Annotated in this window: 16 protein-coding genes and 1 pseudogene; 14 read left to right on the plus strand and 3 right to left on the minus strand. The window is 74.0% G+C overall.

Annotated features, from left to right (window positions below; all coding sequences use genetic code 11):
• The first annotated feature begins 5 nt into the window (after nucleotides 1-5).
• The gene (locus J1792_RS07660; RefSeq protein WP_207246878.1) at nucleotides 6-989 is read left to right on the plus strand and encodes an ABC transporter substrate-binding protein; all 984 of its coding nucleotides are present in this window, start codon (nucleotides 6-8) and stop codon (nucleotides 987-989) included.
• A gap of 137 nt (nucleotides 990-1126) precedes the next feature.
• A complete protein-coding gene (locus J1792_RS07665; RefSeq protein WP_307842919.1) occupies nucleotides 1127-2149 on the plus strand; it encodes a hypothetical protein in 1023 nt (340 codons plus the stop codon).
• Between the two features lie 88 nt (nucleotides 2150-2237).
• On the opposite strand, the gene J1792_RS07670 is transcribed toward J1792_RS07665, so the two are convergent.
• Both J1792_RS07670 and J1792_RS07675 read right to left on the minus strand, forming a co-directional pair.
• Nucleotides 2238-3380: an NADH-quinone oxidoreductase subunit D gene (locus tag J1792_RS07670; protein ID WP_086566622.1), complete on the minus strand. Its 1143-nt coding sequence runs from the start codon at nucleotides 3378-3380 to the stop codon at nucleotides 2238-2240.
• 12 nt (nucleotides 3381-3392) lie between these two features.
• Nucleotides 3393-4418 (minus strand): SAM-dependent methyltransferase, encoded by a 1026-nt coding sequence (locus J1792_RS07675; RefSeq protein ID WP_086566623.1) that lies wholly within the window; start codon nucleotides 4416-4418, stop codon nucleotides 3393-3395.
• A gap of 121 nt (nucleotides 4419-4539) precedes the next feature.
• On the opposite strand from J1792_RS07675, the gene J1792_RS07680 reads away from it, so the two are divergent.
• A complete protein-coding gene (locus J1792_RS07680; RefSeq protein WP_086566630.1) occupies nucleotides 4540-5736 on the plus strand; it encodes a sensor histidine kinase in 1197 nt (398 codons plus the stop codon).
• A gap of 46 nt (nucleotides 5737-5782) precedes the next feature.
• Nucleotides 5783-6463 (plus strand): response regulator, encoded by a 681-nt coding sequence (locus J1792_RS07685; RefSeq protein WP_086566624.1) that lies wholly within the window; start codon nucleotides 5783-5785, stop codon nucleotides 6461-6463.
• Nucleotides 6464-6484: 21 nt separating this feature from the next.
• Here J1792_RS07685 and J1792_RS07690 read toward each other — a convergent pair whose 3' ends face one another.
• A complete protein-coding gene (locus J1792_RS07690; RefSeq protein WP_207246880.1) occupies nucleotides 6485-7603 on the minus strand; it encodes a DUF5937 family protein in 1119 nt (372 codons plus the stop codon).
• Between the two features lie 98 nt (nucleotides 7604-7701).
• Between J1792_RS07690 and J1792_RS07695 the strand changes: the two genes are divergently transcribed.
• The 10 genes and pseudogenes from J1792_RS07695 (at nucleotide 7702) to J1792_RS07735 (ending at nucleotide 15869) form a co-directional block, all read left to right on the plus strand.
• The gene (locus J1792_RS07695; RefSeq protein WP_207246881.1) at nucleotides 7702-7989 is read left to right on the plus strand and encodes a hypothetical protein; all 288 of its coding nucleotides are present in this window, start codon (nucleotides 7702-7704) and stop codon (nucleotides 7987-7989) included.
• 111 nt (nucleotides 7990-8100) lie between these two features.
• Nucleotides 8101-9021 carry a Rossmann-like and DUF2520 domain-containing protein gene (locus J1792_RS07700; protein WP_307842921.1) on the plus strand — a complete coding sequence of 307 codons (921 nt, stop codon included), beginning with the start codon at nucleotides 8101-8103 and terminating at the stop codon, nucleotides 9019-9021.
• Entirely contained in the window at nucleotides 9018-9893 is an 876-nt protein-coding gene (panC, locus tag J1792_RS07705) for a pantoate--beta-alanine ligase (RefSeq protein ID WP_086572797.1), read from the plus strand. Before J1792_RS07700 ends, panC begins: the two co-directional genes overlap by 4 nt.
• Nucleotides 9890-11539, plus strand: a pseudogene (locus tag J1792_RS33910) (L-aspartate oxidase); the annotation flags it as partial. The gene panC and the pseudogene J1792_RS33910, both read left to right, overlap by 4 nt.
• 30 nt (nucleotides 11540-11569) lie before the next feature.
• Complete coding sequence (gene nadC, locus J1792_RS33915; RefSeq protein WP_242705457.1) at nucleotides 11570-12586, plus strand: carboxylating nicotinate-nucleotide diphosphorylase; 1017 nt, start codon at nucleotides 11570-11572, stop codon at nucleotides 12584-12586.
• Nucleotides 12586-13383, plus strand: a complete 798-nt coding sequence (locus J1792_RS07715; RefSeq protein ID WP_086572801.1) for a type III pantothenate kinase — start codon at nucleotides 12586-12588, stop codon at nucleotides 13381-13383. Before nadC ends, J1792_RS07715 begins: the two co-directional genes overlap by 1 nt.
• Nucleotides 13384-13536: 153 nt before the next feature.
• A complete protein-coding gene (locus J1792_RS07720; protein WP_143587766.1) occupies nucleotides 13537-14136 on the plus strand; it encodes a DUF11 domain-containing protein in 600 nt (199 codons plus the stop codon).
• 89 nt (nucleotides 14137-14225) lie between these two features.
• Entirely contained in the window at nucleotides 14226-14960 is a 735-nt protein-coding gene (locus J1792_RS07725; RefSeq protein ID WP_242645473.1) for a hypothetical protein, read from the plus strand.
• Between the two features lie 200 nt (nucleotides 14961-15160).
• Nucleotides 15161-15340: a hypothetical protein gene (locus J1792_RS07730; RefSeq protein ID WP_086572804.1), complete on the plus strand. Its 180-nt coding sequence runs from the start codon at nucleotides 15161-15163 to the stop codon at nucleotides 15338-15340.
• Between the two features lie 133 nt (nucleotides 15341-15473).
• A complete protein-coding gene (locus J1792_RS07735; protein ID WP_086572805.1) occupies nucleotides 15474-15869 on the plus strand; it encodes a BlaI/MecI/CopY family transcriptional regulator in 396 nt (131 codons plus the stop codon).
• Nucleotide 15870: the final 1 nt, after the last annotated feature.

The raw sequence follows: 15870 nt of genomic DNA on the forward strand, positions 1-15870 counted from the left end.
AGCGTATGCCCAGGACCCCGCGCCGGGCGCGGACCGTTCGCGCCCTGCTGGCGGCGGCCGGCGTCACCGCACTGACGGTGGGTCTCGCCGCGTGCGGCGGCGACAGCCTGGAGAAGTCCGCCGGCGGGGCGGGCGGCCCCGCGAAGCCGGGGCAGGAGTCCCTGGTCATCGGCTCCGCTTCTTTCACGGAATCGAAGATTCTTGCGGAGATATACGCGCGGCTGCTCAGGGACGCCGGATATTCCACGTCGATCAAGACCGCGGACGCGCGCGAGCTCTATGAACCGGAGCTGGAGAAGGGCGAGATCGACGTCGTTCCCGAGTACGCCGCCACCCTGGCCGAATTCCTCAACAAGAAGCAGAACGGCAAGGACGCCCCCCAGGTCGCCTCGGCCGATGCCGAGGCCACGGTGAAGGCCCTCCGTAAACTCGCGGAGCCGCGTGGTCTGAAGGTGCTCGACGCGGGCGGCGCCGTCGACCAGAACGCCTTCGCGGTGACCGCCGAGTTCGCCAAGGAACACCAGCTCAAGACCCTTTCCGACCTGGGAAAGGCGAAGCAGCCGGTCAAGCTCGCGGCGGGCGACGAATGCTCCCAGCGCCCCTTCTGCAAGCCCGGCCTGGAGAAGACCTACGGCATCGAGATCAGCGGCATCGACCCGCTCGAGGTCGGCAGCACCCAGGCCAAGCAGGCGGTCAAGGACGGCAAGGACCAGCTGCTGCTGACCACCACCACGGACGCCACGCTCGAACAGTTCGGGCTCGTTCTCCTCGAGGACGACAAGAAGCTGCAGAACTCCGACAACGTCCTGCCGGTCGTGAATGCCAAGAAGGCCGGCTCGCAGAAGATCACCGACGCCCTGGGGAAGCTCACCCGGGTGCTGACCACGGCCGATCTCACCGAACTCAACAAGAAGGTCGACGCGCAGCGCCTCAAGCCCGCCGACGTGGCCGCGCAGTACCTCAAGGAGAAGCGGCTTCTGACGAAGTGACCGCGTAGGGGAGAAGTAAGATCAAGGGAACAGTTTGGTGGGGGAGTCCCACGGTCATGGCAACGCACGGTAAGTTTCAGGCCATGCCACGAGGACGCCACCGCCATTCCGCACCCCTGCACCGGCTTCTTCCACCGTTGACGGTCGCCGCGACATCGGTCGCCTGCGCCGCCGGCGCCCTGGTGGTGGGTGAAACGACCGTCATACGGGGCCTCGCCGTGGCCGCCGCGGCCGCCACCGTCGTCGGCTCGGTCCTGACGCGCCGCTGGGACCGCGCGGCCGGCCGGCGCGTCGCCCAGCTCACCGCCGCCCGCACGCGCGAGGAGTGGAAGACCGAGGAGCGCATAGCCGAGCTCGAGACGGAGGTCGAGGAGACCCGTCTGGCACGGACGCGCATGGAGTCCAAGCTCCGCAACAAGCGCGCCGAGCTCGCCCGCCTCCGCACCGAACACGCCGACCTGCTGCGCCGCTACGCCGCCGCCGAGACCGGGCGTGCCAGCGCGCTGGAGGGCCGCCGCCTGCTCGCCAAGGGCAAGGCGCCCGCCAAGGCGAAGAAGCTCGAGCTGGAGGCCGCGGGCACGTCCGCCACGCGCTCCGGCGGCACCGCCCCCGACGCCGCCGCGTTCCGCCGGGCCGCCGACGCCCTGCGGGACCTCGAGCGCAACGCCGCCGCCCAGCGCGCCGCGGCGGCCGCGAAGCCCGAGGCCGAGCCCGCGCCCGTCGAGGCGAAGGCGGCCAAGCCCCGGACCGGGCCCGGGCCGACGCCCCCGGCCGCGCCGGCGCCCGCTCCCGCGTCCATGACCACGCCCAAGGCCGTCGCGCCCGCGAAGTCCCCGGCACCGGCCAAGGCCCTCGCCCCCGCGAAGGTCGCCGTGCCCCCGGCCGGCACCGCCGTGGCGCTGCCCGCCGCGCGCCGCCCGGCGTCCCGGGCCCAGGGCGGCTTCGACTTCTTCGGCAACAAGAAGGGGGCCCCGGCCCCCAAGCCCGTCGATGAGCAGGACCTCGCGGACGTCGTCGGCGAGGAGGTCCTGGCCGACGCGCAGGCCGTCCGGGCCGTCGGGACCGTCGAGGCCGTCGAGTCGGACGAGGTCATCGACCTCACCGCGCACGACGAGACCGAGCAGATAGACCTCGCCGAGTTGCGCACGGCGATCTCGTAGCGGGCCGCTTCCGCATACGCCCGAGGGCCGGCCCGTAACGGGCCGGCCCTCGGGCGTATGCGGAACGCCTGCCCACGAACCGGCGGCGTTACTTGTCGATGTCGCCGACGACGAAGAACAGCGAGCCCAGGATCGCGACCATGTCGGCGACGAGCGTCCCCGGCAGCAGCTCGGTCAGCGCCTGGATGTTGTTGAAGGACGCCGAGCGCAGCTTGAGCCGGTAGGGCGTCTTGTCGCCCTTGGAGACCAGGTAGTAGCCGTTGAGGCCCAGCGGGTTCTCGGTCCACACGTAGGTCGAGCCCTCGGGCGCCTTGAGCACCTTGGGCAGCCGCTGGTTGATCGGGCCGGGCGCGAGCTCGGCGATCCGGTCCAGGCAGGCGTCGGCCAGGTCCAGCGCGTTGTGCGTCTGGTCCAGCAGGCACTCGAAGCGGGCCAGGCAGTCGCCCTCCTCGCGGGTGACGACCTTCAGGACGTCGCCCAGCTCCCCGTAGGCGAGGTACGGCTCGTCGCGGCGCAGGTCGAAGTCGACGCCGGAGGCGCGGGCGATCGGCCCGCTGACCCCGTAGGCGTGCACGGCCTCGCGCGAGAGGACGCCGACGCCGCGCGTACGGCCCCGGAAGATCTCGTTGCCGAGCACCAGCCGGTCGTAGACGTCCATCCGGGAGCGGACCTGGGCCACCGCGTGCCGGGCCCGGCCGAGCCAGCCGGCGGGCAGGTCCTCCTTCAGGCCGCCCACACGGTTGAACATGTAGTGCATCCGGCCGCCGGAGACCTCCTCCATCACCGTCTGCAGCTCCTCGCGCTCGTGGAACGCGTGGAAGACGGGGGTGATGCCGCCGAGCTCCAGCGGGTAGGAGCCGAGGAACATCAGGTGGTTGAGCACCCGGTTCAGCTCGGCCAGGAGGGTGCGCGTCCACACGGCCCGCTCGGGGACCTCCATGCCGAGCATCCGCTCGACGGCGATGACGACGCCCAGCTCGTTGGAGAAGGCCGACAGCCAGTCGTGGCGGTTGGCGAGCATGATGATCTGCCGGTAGTCGCGCGCCTCGAAGAGCTTCTCCGCGCCCCGGTGCATATAGCCGATGACCGGCTCGGCATGCTGGACCCGCTCGCCGTCCAGGACGAGGCGCAGCCGCAGCACGCCGTGGGTGGACGGGTGCTGAGGCCCGATGTTGAGCACCATGTCGGTGCTCTCCGCCGCGCCGCCGATGCCGACTGTCGTCTCCGTCATGGGGCTAGTTTCTCAGCCCCCGGCCGCGGGCTCGCCCGGGGCGCCGCCCGGCAGCCCCGCGCAGGCCTCGCCCACCGGCTGCAGCAGCCAGCCGAAGCCGCCCAGCCCCGCCGGGGACGTCAGCTCGGCCGCCTCGCCGGCCGCTCCCAGCGCCCGTACGTACGCGGCCGGGTCGGCCGAGGCGAGGGACAGCGGCGGGCGGGAGCCGTCCACGCCCAGGGCGCGCAGCGCCTCGCGCTGGGTGGTGACCGAGCCGCCCGGCAGGGCGGCCGCGTCGAGGGCCACATGGGCGGTGATGTCGCAGGAGCCGTCCGGCACCGGCCGCACCTCGCGGCCCTCGCGGAAGCCGGTGAGGGTGCCGAAGGGCGGGCGGGTGGCGCGATCGTGCGCGTAGTCCACGGCCACCGCGAGCCCGGCCCGCAGACCGCCGGCCGCGCGGGCCCACGCGGCGTCGCGCGGGAGGCCGATCTCGGCGCGGGAGCCGGGCGGCGCGCCCTCCAGCGGCCACCAGCGGGCCAGCCAGTCGGCGTCCTCGCCGGTGACCGGGTCGCCGAGCAGCTCCTCGCCGTCCGGCCGGACGAGCACCTGGCGGGGGGTGCCCCCGCCGTCGGTCTCGGCGACGTCCAGCGGCACGTTGTCCAGCCACTCGTTGGCGAAGAGCAGGCCCTCGACGCCGTCCGGGGGAGTGTCCAGCCAGCTCACGCGCGCGTCGAGGCCGGGCGGGCGGGCGGCGAGCTCCACGGCGTACGGGCGCAGCCGCCCGGCGAACTCGGGCGGGCACCGGTCGAGCACGCCGGTGACGAGCTCGCCGCGGCCCGCCCCGACGTCGACGAACGCCAGCTCCGCCGGGTGCCCGAGCGCGGAGTCGACGCGGCGCAGCAGCTCCACGACGGCCCCGGTGTAGAGCGGGGAGGCGTGCACGGACGTACGGAAATGGCCGGCAGGGCCCTCGGGGCGGCGGTAGAAGCCGCCGGGGCCGTAGAGGGCGGCCTCGGCGGCCTCCCGCCAGGTTCTCGTTCCGTCCGTTCCGCTTGCCATACGCACACGGTAAGCCGGGGCGGCGGCGGGAGGGCCTCCACCTTGGGGAGTAGAAGGGAGGCGACCGGATCGATCGCCGGGCTGACCCCGGCGGCGATCCGGCGTGCCTACGCTGGGTGACGTGCACCGCCTCTACGACTTCCTCCGCAGGCACCCGACGGGTGTGGACAGCTTCTGGGCCCTCCTGCTCCTCGCGCTCAGCGGCCTGGCCGTCGTCTCGGAGACGGGCGGGCACGCGCGGCTGGCCCTGCACGTGCTCACGGCGGTGGCGCTGAGCGCCGTGATCGCCCTGCGCCGGCGCTGGCCCGAGAAGATGCTGCTGCTGGCGACGGCGGCCGGGCTGCTCCAGCTGGCGTTCGACGTGGGCCCCAACATCTGGGACTTCGCCTTCCTGGTGATCATCTACACGGTGGCGTCCGGCAACACCCGCTGGGCCTCCCGCTACGCCCTCGTCGGCGGCCTGCTGGCGCCGCTGCTGGCCACGGTCCGCTGGCCGGACCCCGTGACGTCGGCGGGCAAGAACGTCATCGGCGCGGTCTTCCTGACCGTCCCCTTCATCCTCGCCTGGGTCCTCGGCGACTCCGTCCGCACCCGCCGCGCCTACTGGGCGCAGCTGGAGGAGCGGGCCACCCGCCTGGAGAAGGAGCGCGAGCAGCAGGCGCAGATCGCGGTCACCGCCGAACGCGCCCGTATCGCCCGCGAGCTCCACGACGTCGTCGCGCACAACGTCTCGGTGATGGTGGTGCAGGCCGACGGTGCCGCCTACGTCCTGGACTCCTCGCCCGAGCAGGCCAAACAGGCCCTGGAGACGATCTCCGGCACCGGCCGCCAGGCCCTGGCCGAGATGCGGCGGCTGCTGGGCGTGCTGCGCACGGACGACGCCGCCGAGGGCGGCGAGTACGTCCCGCAGCCCGACGTGGAGCAGATCGGCGACCTGGTCGAGCAGGTGCGCCGGGCGGGGCTGCCGGTGGAGTTCCGCATCGAGGGCGCGCCGCGGCCGCTGCCGAGCGGCGTGGAGCTGACCGCGTACCGCATCGTCCAGGAGGCGCTGACCAACACCCGCAAGCACGGCGGCCCCGACGTCGGCGCCACCGTGCGGCTGACCTACTTCGACGACGGGCTGGGCCTGCTGGTCGAGGACGACGGCCGCGGCGCCCAGCACGAGCTGTACGAGGCGGGCGGCGCGGACGGCATGGGGCACGGCCTGATCGGGATGCGCGAGCGCGTGGGCATGGTCGGGGGCACGCTGGACGCGGGCCCGCGGCCGGGCGGCGGATTCCGCATCAGCGTGCTGCTGCCCATCAGGTCCGGCCGCTGAGCGGCTGCGTACCCTGCGTGTACCACTACTTCGAGAGGGACCTCGCATGTCGATCCGCGTGATGCTCGTCGACGACCAGGTGCTGCTGCGCACCGGCTTCCGCATGGTGCTGGCCGCCCAGCCCGACATGGAGGTCGTCGCCGAGGCCGGGGACGGCCAGGAGGCGCTGGAGGTGCTGGCCCGCACGGGGGTGGACGTCGTCCTGATGGACGTCCGCATGCCGCGGATGGACGGGGTGGAGGCGGCCCGGCGCATCTGCATCCAGGACGACCCGCCGAAGGTGCTCATCCTGACCACCTTCGACCTCGACGAGTACGCGTTCTCGGCGCTCAAGGTCGGCGCGAGCGGCTTCATGCTCAAGGACGTGCCGCCCGCCGAGCTGCTGGGCGCGATCCGCGCCGTGCACAGCGGCGACGCGGTGGTCGCCCCCAGCACCACCCGCCGCCTGCTGGACCGCTTCACCCCGATGCTGCCCAGCGCCGGCAACGAACCCACCACCGCGGAGATCGGCCGGCTGACCGAGCGGGAGCGCGAGGTGATGCTGCTGGTGGCCCAGGGCCTGTCCAACGGCGAGATCGCGGCCCGCCTGGTGCTGTCGGAGGCGACGGTGAAGACCCACGTCGGCCGGATCCTGACCAAGCTGGGCCTGCGCGACCGGGTACAGGTCGTGGTGATGGCGTACGAGAGCGGGCTGGTCCGGGCCGGCGGTGGCGGCGCGGCGCACTAGCGCCCGCTCCCCCTCCCGCGTTCAGCGCAGCACGCCCTCCACGAAGTCGCTGCCGAGCCGGGCCACCACCGTCAGGTCGAGCTGGTGCAGGACGTACCGGCCCCGGCGGCGGGTGGTGACCAGGCCGGCCTTCTTGAGCACCGCGATGTGCCGGGAGACCTCCGGCGCGCTGATGTCGAGCCCGGCCGCCAGCTCGCCCGTGCTGTACGCGGCCCGTGCCAGGTAGCGGCACATCCGCATCCGCATGTGGTGGGACAGGGCCTCCAGGCGCAGCTTGAGCAGGTCCAGGGAGGCGGGGCCGGGCAGCTCGGGCGCGGCCACGGGGTAGTGGATCACCGGGCGCCAGCCGGGGGCGTGCAGCACCCACAGGTGGGGCCAGCCGATGGCGGACGGGACGAAGGTGACGCCCGCGCCGACCGCCGGGTCGAGCGCGCTCGTCCGGCCGCTGCCGAGCTTGTCGACGACGATCCGGGTGCCGTTCTCCGTCAACGTCATGGCGGGCGACACCTCGGCCAGCGCCTCGGCGAGGCCCTTGTGCCGCAGCAGCTCCGTCTTGTGCCGGGCATCGGCGGCCAGCTGGAGGCGCACCCGCTGCCAGAGGTCGTTGAAGAACGCCTCCGCGCAGTCCTCGAAGAGACGGCGCAGCCAGGCCCGTACGGCCGGCGGGTCCTCCAGCAGCCGCTTGGCGAAGTCCAGCTGGCGCGGGCCGCGCGCGGTGGCCCGCTCCAGGGCCAGTTCCCTGGCCCTGGCGTTCACCAGCGGCGACGGGCCCTTCTGGGTGTAGAGCTGGGAGCAGGAGATCTCCAGGGCGGCGTCGGCGAAGAGCTCGTCGTCGAGCCGGTCCAGCTGGTCGAGGTCCTCGGTGAGCGTGGCTCCCGGCTGGCCGTGGGCGTCCGGCAGCGCGGCGAACGGCAGGCTGATGTCCGAGAACGTCGAGGTCCACAGGAAGTCCGCCTCGCACAGCCGGTCCGCGAGGTCGGGCTTGAGGGAGGAGTTCGTCGCCGTCGTCCAGCCGTGCAGGCCGGGGTGGTGCCCGGGCTCGGCCAGGGCGTGCAGCGCGGTGCACAGCTCGGCGAGGGGCGAGGGGCGGAACACCAGGCGTTCGGTGGGCAGGCCCGCGATGTCGATCATCACGCTCATGGGGCCATCGTGCCTCTCTTTGCGCAGGTCGGGCCGCCGATTGACGTTCCTCGTCAATCCGCGATGCGAAAGTGGCCGCCGGTTCGCACCGTAGAGACATGGACGCCACTCAGCAGCACATGTTCGACCTCTACCGTTCCGCCCGGCACGACGTGCCCGCACCTCCCGCCCCCGGGACCGGCGAGTGGCAGCTGATCCGCGGGATGCGCACCCGGCGGGCCTTCCGCGCCGTCGTCGACGAGCGCGTCGCCGCCCGGCGGGCCCGGTGGGCCGCCGTCCTCGGCCGCCTGCGGCGCCCGGCCGCCCCCGCCCGTACCGCCCCCGCCCGCACCGCCGCGTCCGGGCAGGGGCGCACCGCCCGGACGGTGCCCGGCGCCCGGCGCTGAACCGTCGTCCACAGGGCTGGGGACGACGGAGGAGGCGTGCGGGTCCTCGCGTAGCATGACAAGGGAATCGTCCGGTACCCCCGCGGACTGGAACGGAAGGCATCCCGCCGCGTGAACGCACACCTCTCGCCCGAGCATGCGAGCCCCAAGGACCGTCCCGCCCGGCTCACCGTCGGCGTCGTCGGCGCGGGCCGCGTGGGCCCCGCCCTCGCGGCGTCCCTGCAGCTCGCCGGGCACCGTCCGGTCGCCGTCTCCGGCGTCTCCGACGCCTCCCTGCGGCGCGCCGCCGCCATGCTGCCGGACGTGCCGGTCATGGCCCCCGCCGATGTGCTCGCGCACGCCGAACTGGTCCTGCTGACCGTGCCGGACGACGCCCTGCCGGGCCTCGTCGCCGGGCTCGCGGAGACCGGCGCCGTGCGCCCCGGGCAGCTGCTGGTGCACACCTCCGGCCGGCACGGCACCGCCGTGCTCGACCCGGCCACCCGCGCGGGCGCCCTGCCGCTGGCCCTGCACCCCGCGATGACCTTCACCGGCACCCCGGTCGACGTCCAGCGCCTGGCCGGCTGCTCCTTCGGCGTCACCGCGCCCGAGGCGCTGCGGCTGGCCGCCGAGGCGCTGGTCATCGAGATGGGCGGCGAGCCCGAGTGGATCGAGGAGAGCGCCCGCCCGCTCTACCACGCGGCCCTGGCCATCGGCGCGAACCACCTCGTCACCCTCGTCGCCCAGAGCATGGAGCTGCTGCGCACCGCCGGCGTCGGGCACCCCGCCCGCATGCTCGGCCCGCTCCTGGGCGCCGCCCTCGACAACGCCCTGCGCAGCGGTGACGCCGCCCTGACCGGCCCCGTCGCGCGCGGCGACGCCGGCACGGTCGCCGCGCACATCGCCGAGCTGCGCGCGCACGCCCCCCAGGCCGTCGCCGGATACCTGGCCATGGCCCGTACGACCGCGGACCGCGCCCTCGCGCACGGCCTGCTCAAGCCCGAACTGGCGGAGGACCTGCTCGGCGTCCTCGCGGACGGAGGCAACCAGTGACCATCCAGCTCACCCGCACCGCCGAGGAGCTGCACGCCCTCCCGCGCACCGGCCGCCGCGCCGTGGTGATGACCATGGGCGCCCTGCACGAGGGCCACGCCACCCTCGTGCGCGCCGCCCGCGAGCTGGTGGGCGGCGACGGCCAGGTCGTCGTCACGGTCTTCGTCAACCCGCTGCAGTTCGGCGCCGGCGAGGACCTCGACCGCTATCCGCGCACCCTGGACGCCGACGTCGAGATCGCGCGGGAGGCCGGCGCCGACGCCGTGTTCGCCCCGTCCGTCGACGAGGTCTACCCCGGCGGCGAGCCGCAGGTCCGGGTCAGCGCCGGCCCCATGGGCGAACGCCTCGAGGGCGCCTTCCGCCCCGGCCACTTCGACGGCGTGCTCACCGTCGTCGCCAAGCTGCTCCACCTCACCGCGCCCGACGTGGCGCTGTTCGGACAGAAGGACGCCCAGCAGCTGGCCCTGATCGGCCGCATGGCGCGCGACCTGAACTTCCCCGTGGAGATCGTCGGCGTGCCCACGGTCCGGGAGGCCGACGGCCTGGCCCTCTCCAGCCGCAACCGCTACCTTTCCGCCGCCGACCGCACCACCGCGCTCGAGCTCTCCCGCGCCCTGCTCGCCGCCCACAACGTCGTCGAGCTCGGCCCCGCGGCCGTCCGCCACGCCGCCCACGTCGTCCTGCACGAGGCCGCCGGGATGACCCCGCCGGCCGACCTGGACTACCTGGCCCTCGTCGACCCTTCCGACTTCACCGAGGTCGCCGACGACCACACCGGCCCGGCCGTCCTCGCCGTCGCCGCCAAGGTCGGCACGACGCGCCTGATCGACAACGTCCCGCTGGAATTCGAGGCACCTGGAGCAGACCGATGACCGGTATACGACTGCACGCGCCCCGCCCCGGCTGGGCGGCCAGTGCCGACGTCGTCGTCATCGGCTCCGGAGTCGCCGGCCTCACCGTGGCGCTGCGCTGCGCCGCCGCCGGCCGCAAGGTCACCCTCGTCACCAAGGCCCGCCTGGACGACGGCTCGACCCGCTGGGCCCAGGGCGGCATCGCCGCCGCCCTCGGCGACGGCGACACCCCCGCCCAGCACCTGGACGACACCCTCGTCGCCGGGGCCGGGCTGTGCGACGACGAGGCCGTACGGACCCTGGTCACCGAGGGTCCCGACGCCGTGCGCCGCCTGATCGCCGCCGGCGCCCGCTTCGACACCGACGCCGGCACCGGCGAGATCCTGCTGACCCGCGAGGGCGGCCACCACCGCAACCGCATCGCCCACGCCGGCGGCGACGCCACCGGCGCCGAGATCTCCCGCGCCCTGGTCGAGGCCGTGCGCGCGGCGGGCATCGAGACGATCGAGCACGCGCTCGTGCTGGACCTGCTCAAGGACGCCGAGGGCCGGACGGCCGGCGTCTCGCTGCACGTCATGGGCGAGGGACAGCACGACGGCGTCGGCTCGGTGCGGGCCTCGGCCGTGGTGCTGGCCACCGGCGGCATGGGCCAGGTGTTCTCCGCGACCACCAACCCCGCCGTCTCCACCGGCGACGGCGTGGCGCTGGCCCTGCGGGCCGGCGCGGAGGTCTCCGACCTGGAGTTCGTGCAGTTCCACCCCACCGTGCTGTGGCTGGGCCCGGACGCCGAGGGCCAGCAGCCGCTGGTCTCCGAGGCGGTGCGCGGCGAGGGCGCCCACCTGGTGGACGCCGACGGCCACCGCTTCATGGTCGGCGCGCACGAACTGGCCGAGCTCGCCCCGCGCGACATCGTCGCCAAGGGCATCATGCGGCGCATGCAGGAGCAGGGCGCCGAGCACATGTACCTCGACGCCCGCCACTTCGGCGCGACGATGTGGGAGCACCGCTTCCCCACCATCCTCGCCGCCTGCCGGGCGCACGGCATCGACCCGGTCACCGAGCCCATCCCGGTCGCGCCCGCCGCGCACTACGCCTCGGGCGGCGTCCGCACGGATCTGCGCGGACGCACCACGATCGAGGGTCTCTACGCCTGTGGCGAGGTCGCCTGCACGGGTGTGCACGGAGCGAACCGGCTGGCGTCCAACTCGCTGCTGGAGGGGCTGGTCTTCGCCGAGCGCATCGCCGCGGACATCACCGCGGACGCCGCCGACGGCGTCCGCCCCGCGGGTGAACCGGTGGCCGGCACGGCGACGCTGCCGCTGCTCGCCCCCGAGGCCCGCCAGGCCGTCCAGCGCGTCATGACGCAGGGCGCCGGCGTGCTGCGTTCCCGGCGGAGCCTGGAGCACGCCGCCGCCGAGCTGGCCCGCATCCAGGAGGAGGCCGACAAGGCCGCCGAGCCCGGAACGGAGGCCTGGGAGACCACCAACCTGCTGCACGTCGCCCAGGTCCTCGTCGCCGCCGCGCTGCGCCGGGAGGAGACCCGCGGCTGCCACTGGCGCGAGGACCACCCCGACCGTGACGACGCCGCCTGGCGCCGTCACCTGATCGTGGCGCTGCGCCCGGACCGTACGCTTACGGTTTCCGCCACGGAATCGGCCGCCTTCCCGCCCCTGACTCCCGCCCCCAAGGAGATCCGCGTGAGCACCAACGACGACCGTCCGCTGCACCAGATCGGCCTGCCCGGCCAGGAGTCCGCCGAGGACGCGTCCGGTGGCTGCGGCGACGGCTGCGGCTGCGGCGCGTACGACGGCGAGGCCTACGAGTGCGGGCTCGACCCCGAGCTCGTCCGCCTGCTGGCCGCGGCCGGGCTGGACCCGCTGCAGATCGAGGACATCGCGCACCTGGCCATCGAGGAGGACCTCGACGGCGGCAAGGACATCACCTCCTTCGCGACCGTCCCCGAGGACGCGGTGGCCACCGGCGACTTCACCGCCCGCGAGGCCGGCACGATCGCGGGCCTGCGCGTCGCCGAGGCGATCCTCTCGGTGGCCTGCACCGACGAGTTCGAGGTCGAGCGGCATGTGGAGGACGGCGACCGGGTGGAGGCCGGCCAGAAGCTGCTGACGGTCCGCACCCGCGCCACCGACCTGCTCACCGCCGAGCGCAGCATGCTCAACATCCTGTGCCACCTCTCCGGCATCGCCACCGCCACCCGCGCCTGGGCGGACGCCCTGGAGGGCACCGGCGCCGCCGTCCGCGACACCCGCAAGACGACGGTCGGGCTGCGCGCCCTGGAGAAGTACGCGGTCCGCTGCGGCGGCGGCGTCAACCACCGCATGTCGCTGTCCGACGCCGCCCTGGTCAAGGACAACCACGTGATCGCCGCCGGCGGCGTGGCCGAGGCCTTCCGGGCCGTCCGCCGCGAGTTCCCCGACGTGGCGATCGAGGTCGAGGTCGACCGCATCGACCAGATCGCGCCGGTCCTGGCCGAGGGCGCCGACCTCGTCATGCTCGACAACTTCACGCCCGAGCAGACCCGCGAGGCCGTCGAACTCGTCGCCGGCCGCGCCAAGCTGGAGTCCTCGGGCCGCCTGACGCTGGCCAACGCCCGCGCCTACGCGGACACCGGCGTCGACTACCTGGCCGTCGGCGCCCTCACCCACTCCTCCCCGATCCTCGACATCGGGCTGGACCTGCGGGAAGAGGACAACTGATGCTGCTCACCATCGATGTAGGCAACACCCAGACCGTCCTCGGCCTGTTCGACGGCGAGGACATCGTCGAGCACTGGCGCATCTCCACCGACCCCCGCCGCACCGCCGACGAACTCGCCGTGCTGCTGCAGGGGCTGATGGGCCGCCACCCGCTGCTCGGCGACGAACTGGGCGAAGGCATCGAGGGCATCTGCATCTGCTCCACCGTCCCCTCCGTGCTGCACGAGATGCGCGAGGTGACCCGCCGCTACTACGGCGACGTACCGGCCATCCTCGTCGAGCCGGGCGTGAAGACCGGCGTGCCGATCCTCATGGACCAGCCCAAGGAGGTCGGCACGGACCGCATCATCAACGCGGTCGCCGCCGTCGAGCTCTACGGCGGCCCGTGCGTCGTCGTCGACTTCGGCACGGCCACCACCTTCGACGCGGTCAGCGCGCGCGGCGAGTACGTCGGCGGCGTCATCTCCCCCGGCATCGAGATCTCCACGGAGGCACTGGGCGTCAGGGGCGCCCAGCTCCGCAAGATCGAGATCGCCCGGCCGCGCAGCGTCATCGGCAAGAACACCGTCGAGGCCATGCAGTCCGGCATCCTCTACGGCTTCGCGGGCCAGGTCGACGGCGTCGTCGGCCGCATGGCGCGCGAGCTGGCGGACGACCCCGACGACGTCACGGTCATCGCCACGGGCGGCCTGGCGCCGCTGGTCCTCGGCGAGGCGAGCGTCATCGACGAGCACGAGCCCTGGCTGACGCTGATCGGCCTGCGGCTGGTCTACGAGCGGAACATCGCGCGGGGCTGAGGCGTGTCCGACGGGTCGGCACACGCCCTAGGCCTGAAACCGCCTCAGCCGTGCCCTCCCGTCACCCCCTTGAGGCAACCAACCGGCGTCCAGGACTGTCCTGACTGCTGTCAGAGCGGATCAGGACACCGGACGGGCTGGGGCGTGGGCAGCGTGAAGCGATCACTGCGACTGGCGGCGGCGGCCGCCCTCGTGGCGGCGGCCGGCCTGGTCCCGACCGCCGCCGTCGCCGCCGAGGCGGCCGCCCGCGCCGACTACCAGGCCATCGCCCACCCGGTCACCGGCCGCGTGGGCGAGACCGTCGTCGTCGAACTGGGCGTGCGCAAGGCCGGCCCCGGCCGGGCCCTGGCGGACCGGGCGTACGAGGTCACGGCGCCGGAGGGCACCACGATCGTCTCGGCGGCCGCCTGCGCGCCGGGCGACGCCGACCCCCGTACGTACCGCTGTGCCATCGGCGCCGACTTCCCCGCGGACGACCGGGAGACGCTGCGCTTCCGGGTCCGCATCGACGAGCGGATCGACGGCGCCGAGGGCTGGGTGCGCGTGGTCGACGGCGACGAGGACCCCGACCCGGACGCCGACCCCGGCAACGACTCCGCGCCGATCCCCGTCGAGGTGACGGGCTCCGGCACGCCGCACCGCACCACCGGCGACCGGGTCGCCTCCGGCACCCTGCTCATCGCCACCACCTCCGGGACCGCGCTCTCCGCCGGCGCCATCGCCCTGGGCGCCGCCCGCCGCCGGGAGAACTGAGGCCGCGCGTTCGAGCCGTGCGGCCGTCATGCCACGCCCGAGATGGTGTGCTAAGCGAATTTTGTCCGCTTAGCACTTAAAGTCAGCCCATGCCCACGCCCTATGGATCCCGCGGCGGCATGGCGTTCAGCGCGGACGAGCTGCGCGTGCTGCGCCGTGCCCTCGACATCGCACTCCGCCCCCACTCCCTCCCCGACCGGCCCGGCCCCGAACGGGACGCCGAGATGCGCGACCGCCTCCGGCTCGCGGAGGCCATGACCGAGGCCGCCCACGAGGGCGCCCGGCTGCGCGCCTTCCTCCTCGCCGACCTCGCCCGCTACCGCGACGCCCTGCCGGGCGCCGCCCCCGGCTATGTGCGCCGGCTCCAGGACGCCCTCGCGGACGGCTACGGACCCGGCGCCGAGGACCTCGCCGCCCTGCGCTCGCTGTGCGCGGCCCCCTGCGGCGAGGCCGAGGCGACCCGCCGCAGGGCCCTGCTGCTGTGCTGCGAGCACCTCGCCGAGCGGGCGGTACGGGACCGGCTCACGGCCCGCGCGGCGCCCGCGATGCCGGGCGCCCGGCCGGAACCCGGGGCGGTCGCCTGCTCGCGCTGCGCGGCGGGCGGACTCCGCACGCCGCCGAACCGGGGCCGGGGCCCGGGCCCCGGCCGGGGGAGACCCCGCGCCGCCGAACAGGCCCGCACCGGCCCCGCCGCCGGCCGCGCCCCCGCCACGCCGAAGCCGCAGCCGGGCCGGCCCATCCCGACGCCCGGCGAGGTGTTCCCGCCGCGCCGCAAGCCGACCCCGCCGACGGTCCTCGCCCTGACGGAGGCCCGCCCCGCCTGACCCCGCCCGACCTCGCCCGACCCCGCTCTGACCGACCGGCCGGTACGCATCGCCGCCGGGCCGCCGCGCCCGGCCGCCGTCCGACTCGCCCCGTTCGCCCCGGCCCCACCCGACCGGTCCGCGTGCGGGGCGGGCGCGTAATCTGGTCGGGTCGCTCAGCATGCGCATGCGCAGACCCGATCCAGAAGGAGCCGAAGGCCATGGACTATGTCGCCGCGCTGGTCCCGCCCGTGGTGATGGCGGTGGCTTTCACCGCTCTGGTTGTGACGATCATCAAGAGCCAGGGTGGTGCGAACAAGGCCAAGGAAGACGCCATTGTCGATGCCGCGCTGGCCCGCGCCGAGGCCGCCCGGCAGCCTTCCAAGGGCACCGCGGCCTGAGCCGAGCGGCGACGCTCGGCGCACCGGGGCGTACGTACCGGGACCGAATTCTCGGACCGTGCGCCCTTTTTTAGTCGGGGGATTGCCGCCCCGATAAACCGGCATTCGAGACATCTCCCACTATTATTCGCGTGTGGTTCGACGCCTGGGTGATCTGGAAGACGCCGTGATGACGCGCGTGTGGGAGTGGAACCGGCCGGTCACTGTTCGGGAAGTGCTGGAAGACCTTCAGCAGGAACGGTCCATCGCCTACACCACCGTGATGACCGTAATGGACAACCTGTATCAGAAGGGCTGGCTGCGGCGGGAAGCCGAAGGCCGCGCCTATCGATATGAAGCGGTCTCCAACCGTGCCGCCTACTCGGCCGCACTGATGAACGAAGCCTGGTCCCTCAGCGACAACCCCGCGGCCGCTCTCGTCGCCTTCTTCGGCATGATGTCGGCCGAACAACGCGAAGCCCTCCGCGACGCGATCCGGGTCGCCCAACTCGACGGGCCCGACGAGCCCCCGCAAGCCCCGGGGCGATAGC

The sequence above is a fragment of the Streptomyces triculaminicus genome, assembly GCF_017349075.1.
Classification (GTDB): Bacteria; Actinomycetota; Actinomycetes; order Streptomycetales; family Streptomycetaceae; genus Streptomyces; species Streptomyces triculaminicus.

Excerpts from the sequence above, each read along its gene's own strand:
- J1792_RS07660 (WP_207246878.1), top strand. The coding sequence starts at position 6 with ATGCCCAGGACCCCGCGCCGGGCGCGGACCGTTCGCGCCCTGCTGGCG.
- J1792_RS07675 (WP_086566623.1), bottom strand. The coding sequence starts at position 4,418 with ATGGCAAGCGGAACGGACGGAACGAGAACCTGGCGGGAGGCCGCCGAG.
- J1792_RS07670 (WP_086566622.1), bottom strand. The coding sequence starts at position 3,380 with ATGACGGAGACGACAGTCGGCATCGGCGGCGCGGCGGAGAGCACCGAC.
- J1792_RS07690 (WP_207246880.1), bottom strand. The coding sequence starts at position 7,603 with ATGAGCGTGATGATCGACATCGCGGGCCTGCCCACCGAACGCCTGGTG.
- J1792_RS07730 (WP_086572804.1), top strand. The coding sequence starts at position 15,161 with ATGGACTATGTCGCCGCGCTGGTCCCGCCCGTGGTGATGGCGGTGGCT.
- J1792_RS07715 (WP_086572801.1), top strand. The coding sequence starts at position 12,586 with ATGCTGCTCACCATCGATGTAGGCAACACCCAGACCGTCCTCGGCCTG.
- J1792_RS07695 (WP_207246881.1), top strand. The coding sequence starts at position 7,702 with ATGGACGCCACTCAGCAGCACATGTTCGACCTCTACCGTTCCGCCCGG.
- J1792_RS07685 (WP_086566624.1), top strand. The coding sequence starts at position 5,783 with ATGTCGATCCGCGTGATGCTCGTCGACGACCAGGTGCTGCTGCGCACC.
- J1792_RS07725 (WP_242645473.1), top strand. The coding sequence starts at position 14,226 with ATGCCCACGCCCTATGGATCCCGCGGCGGCATGGCGTTCAGCGCGGAC.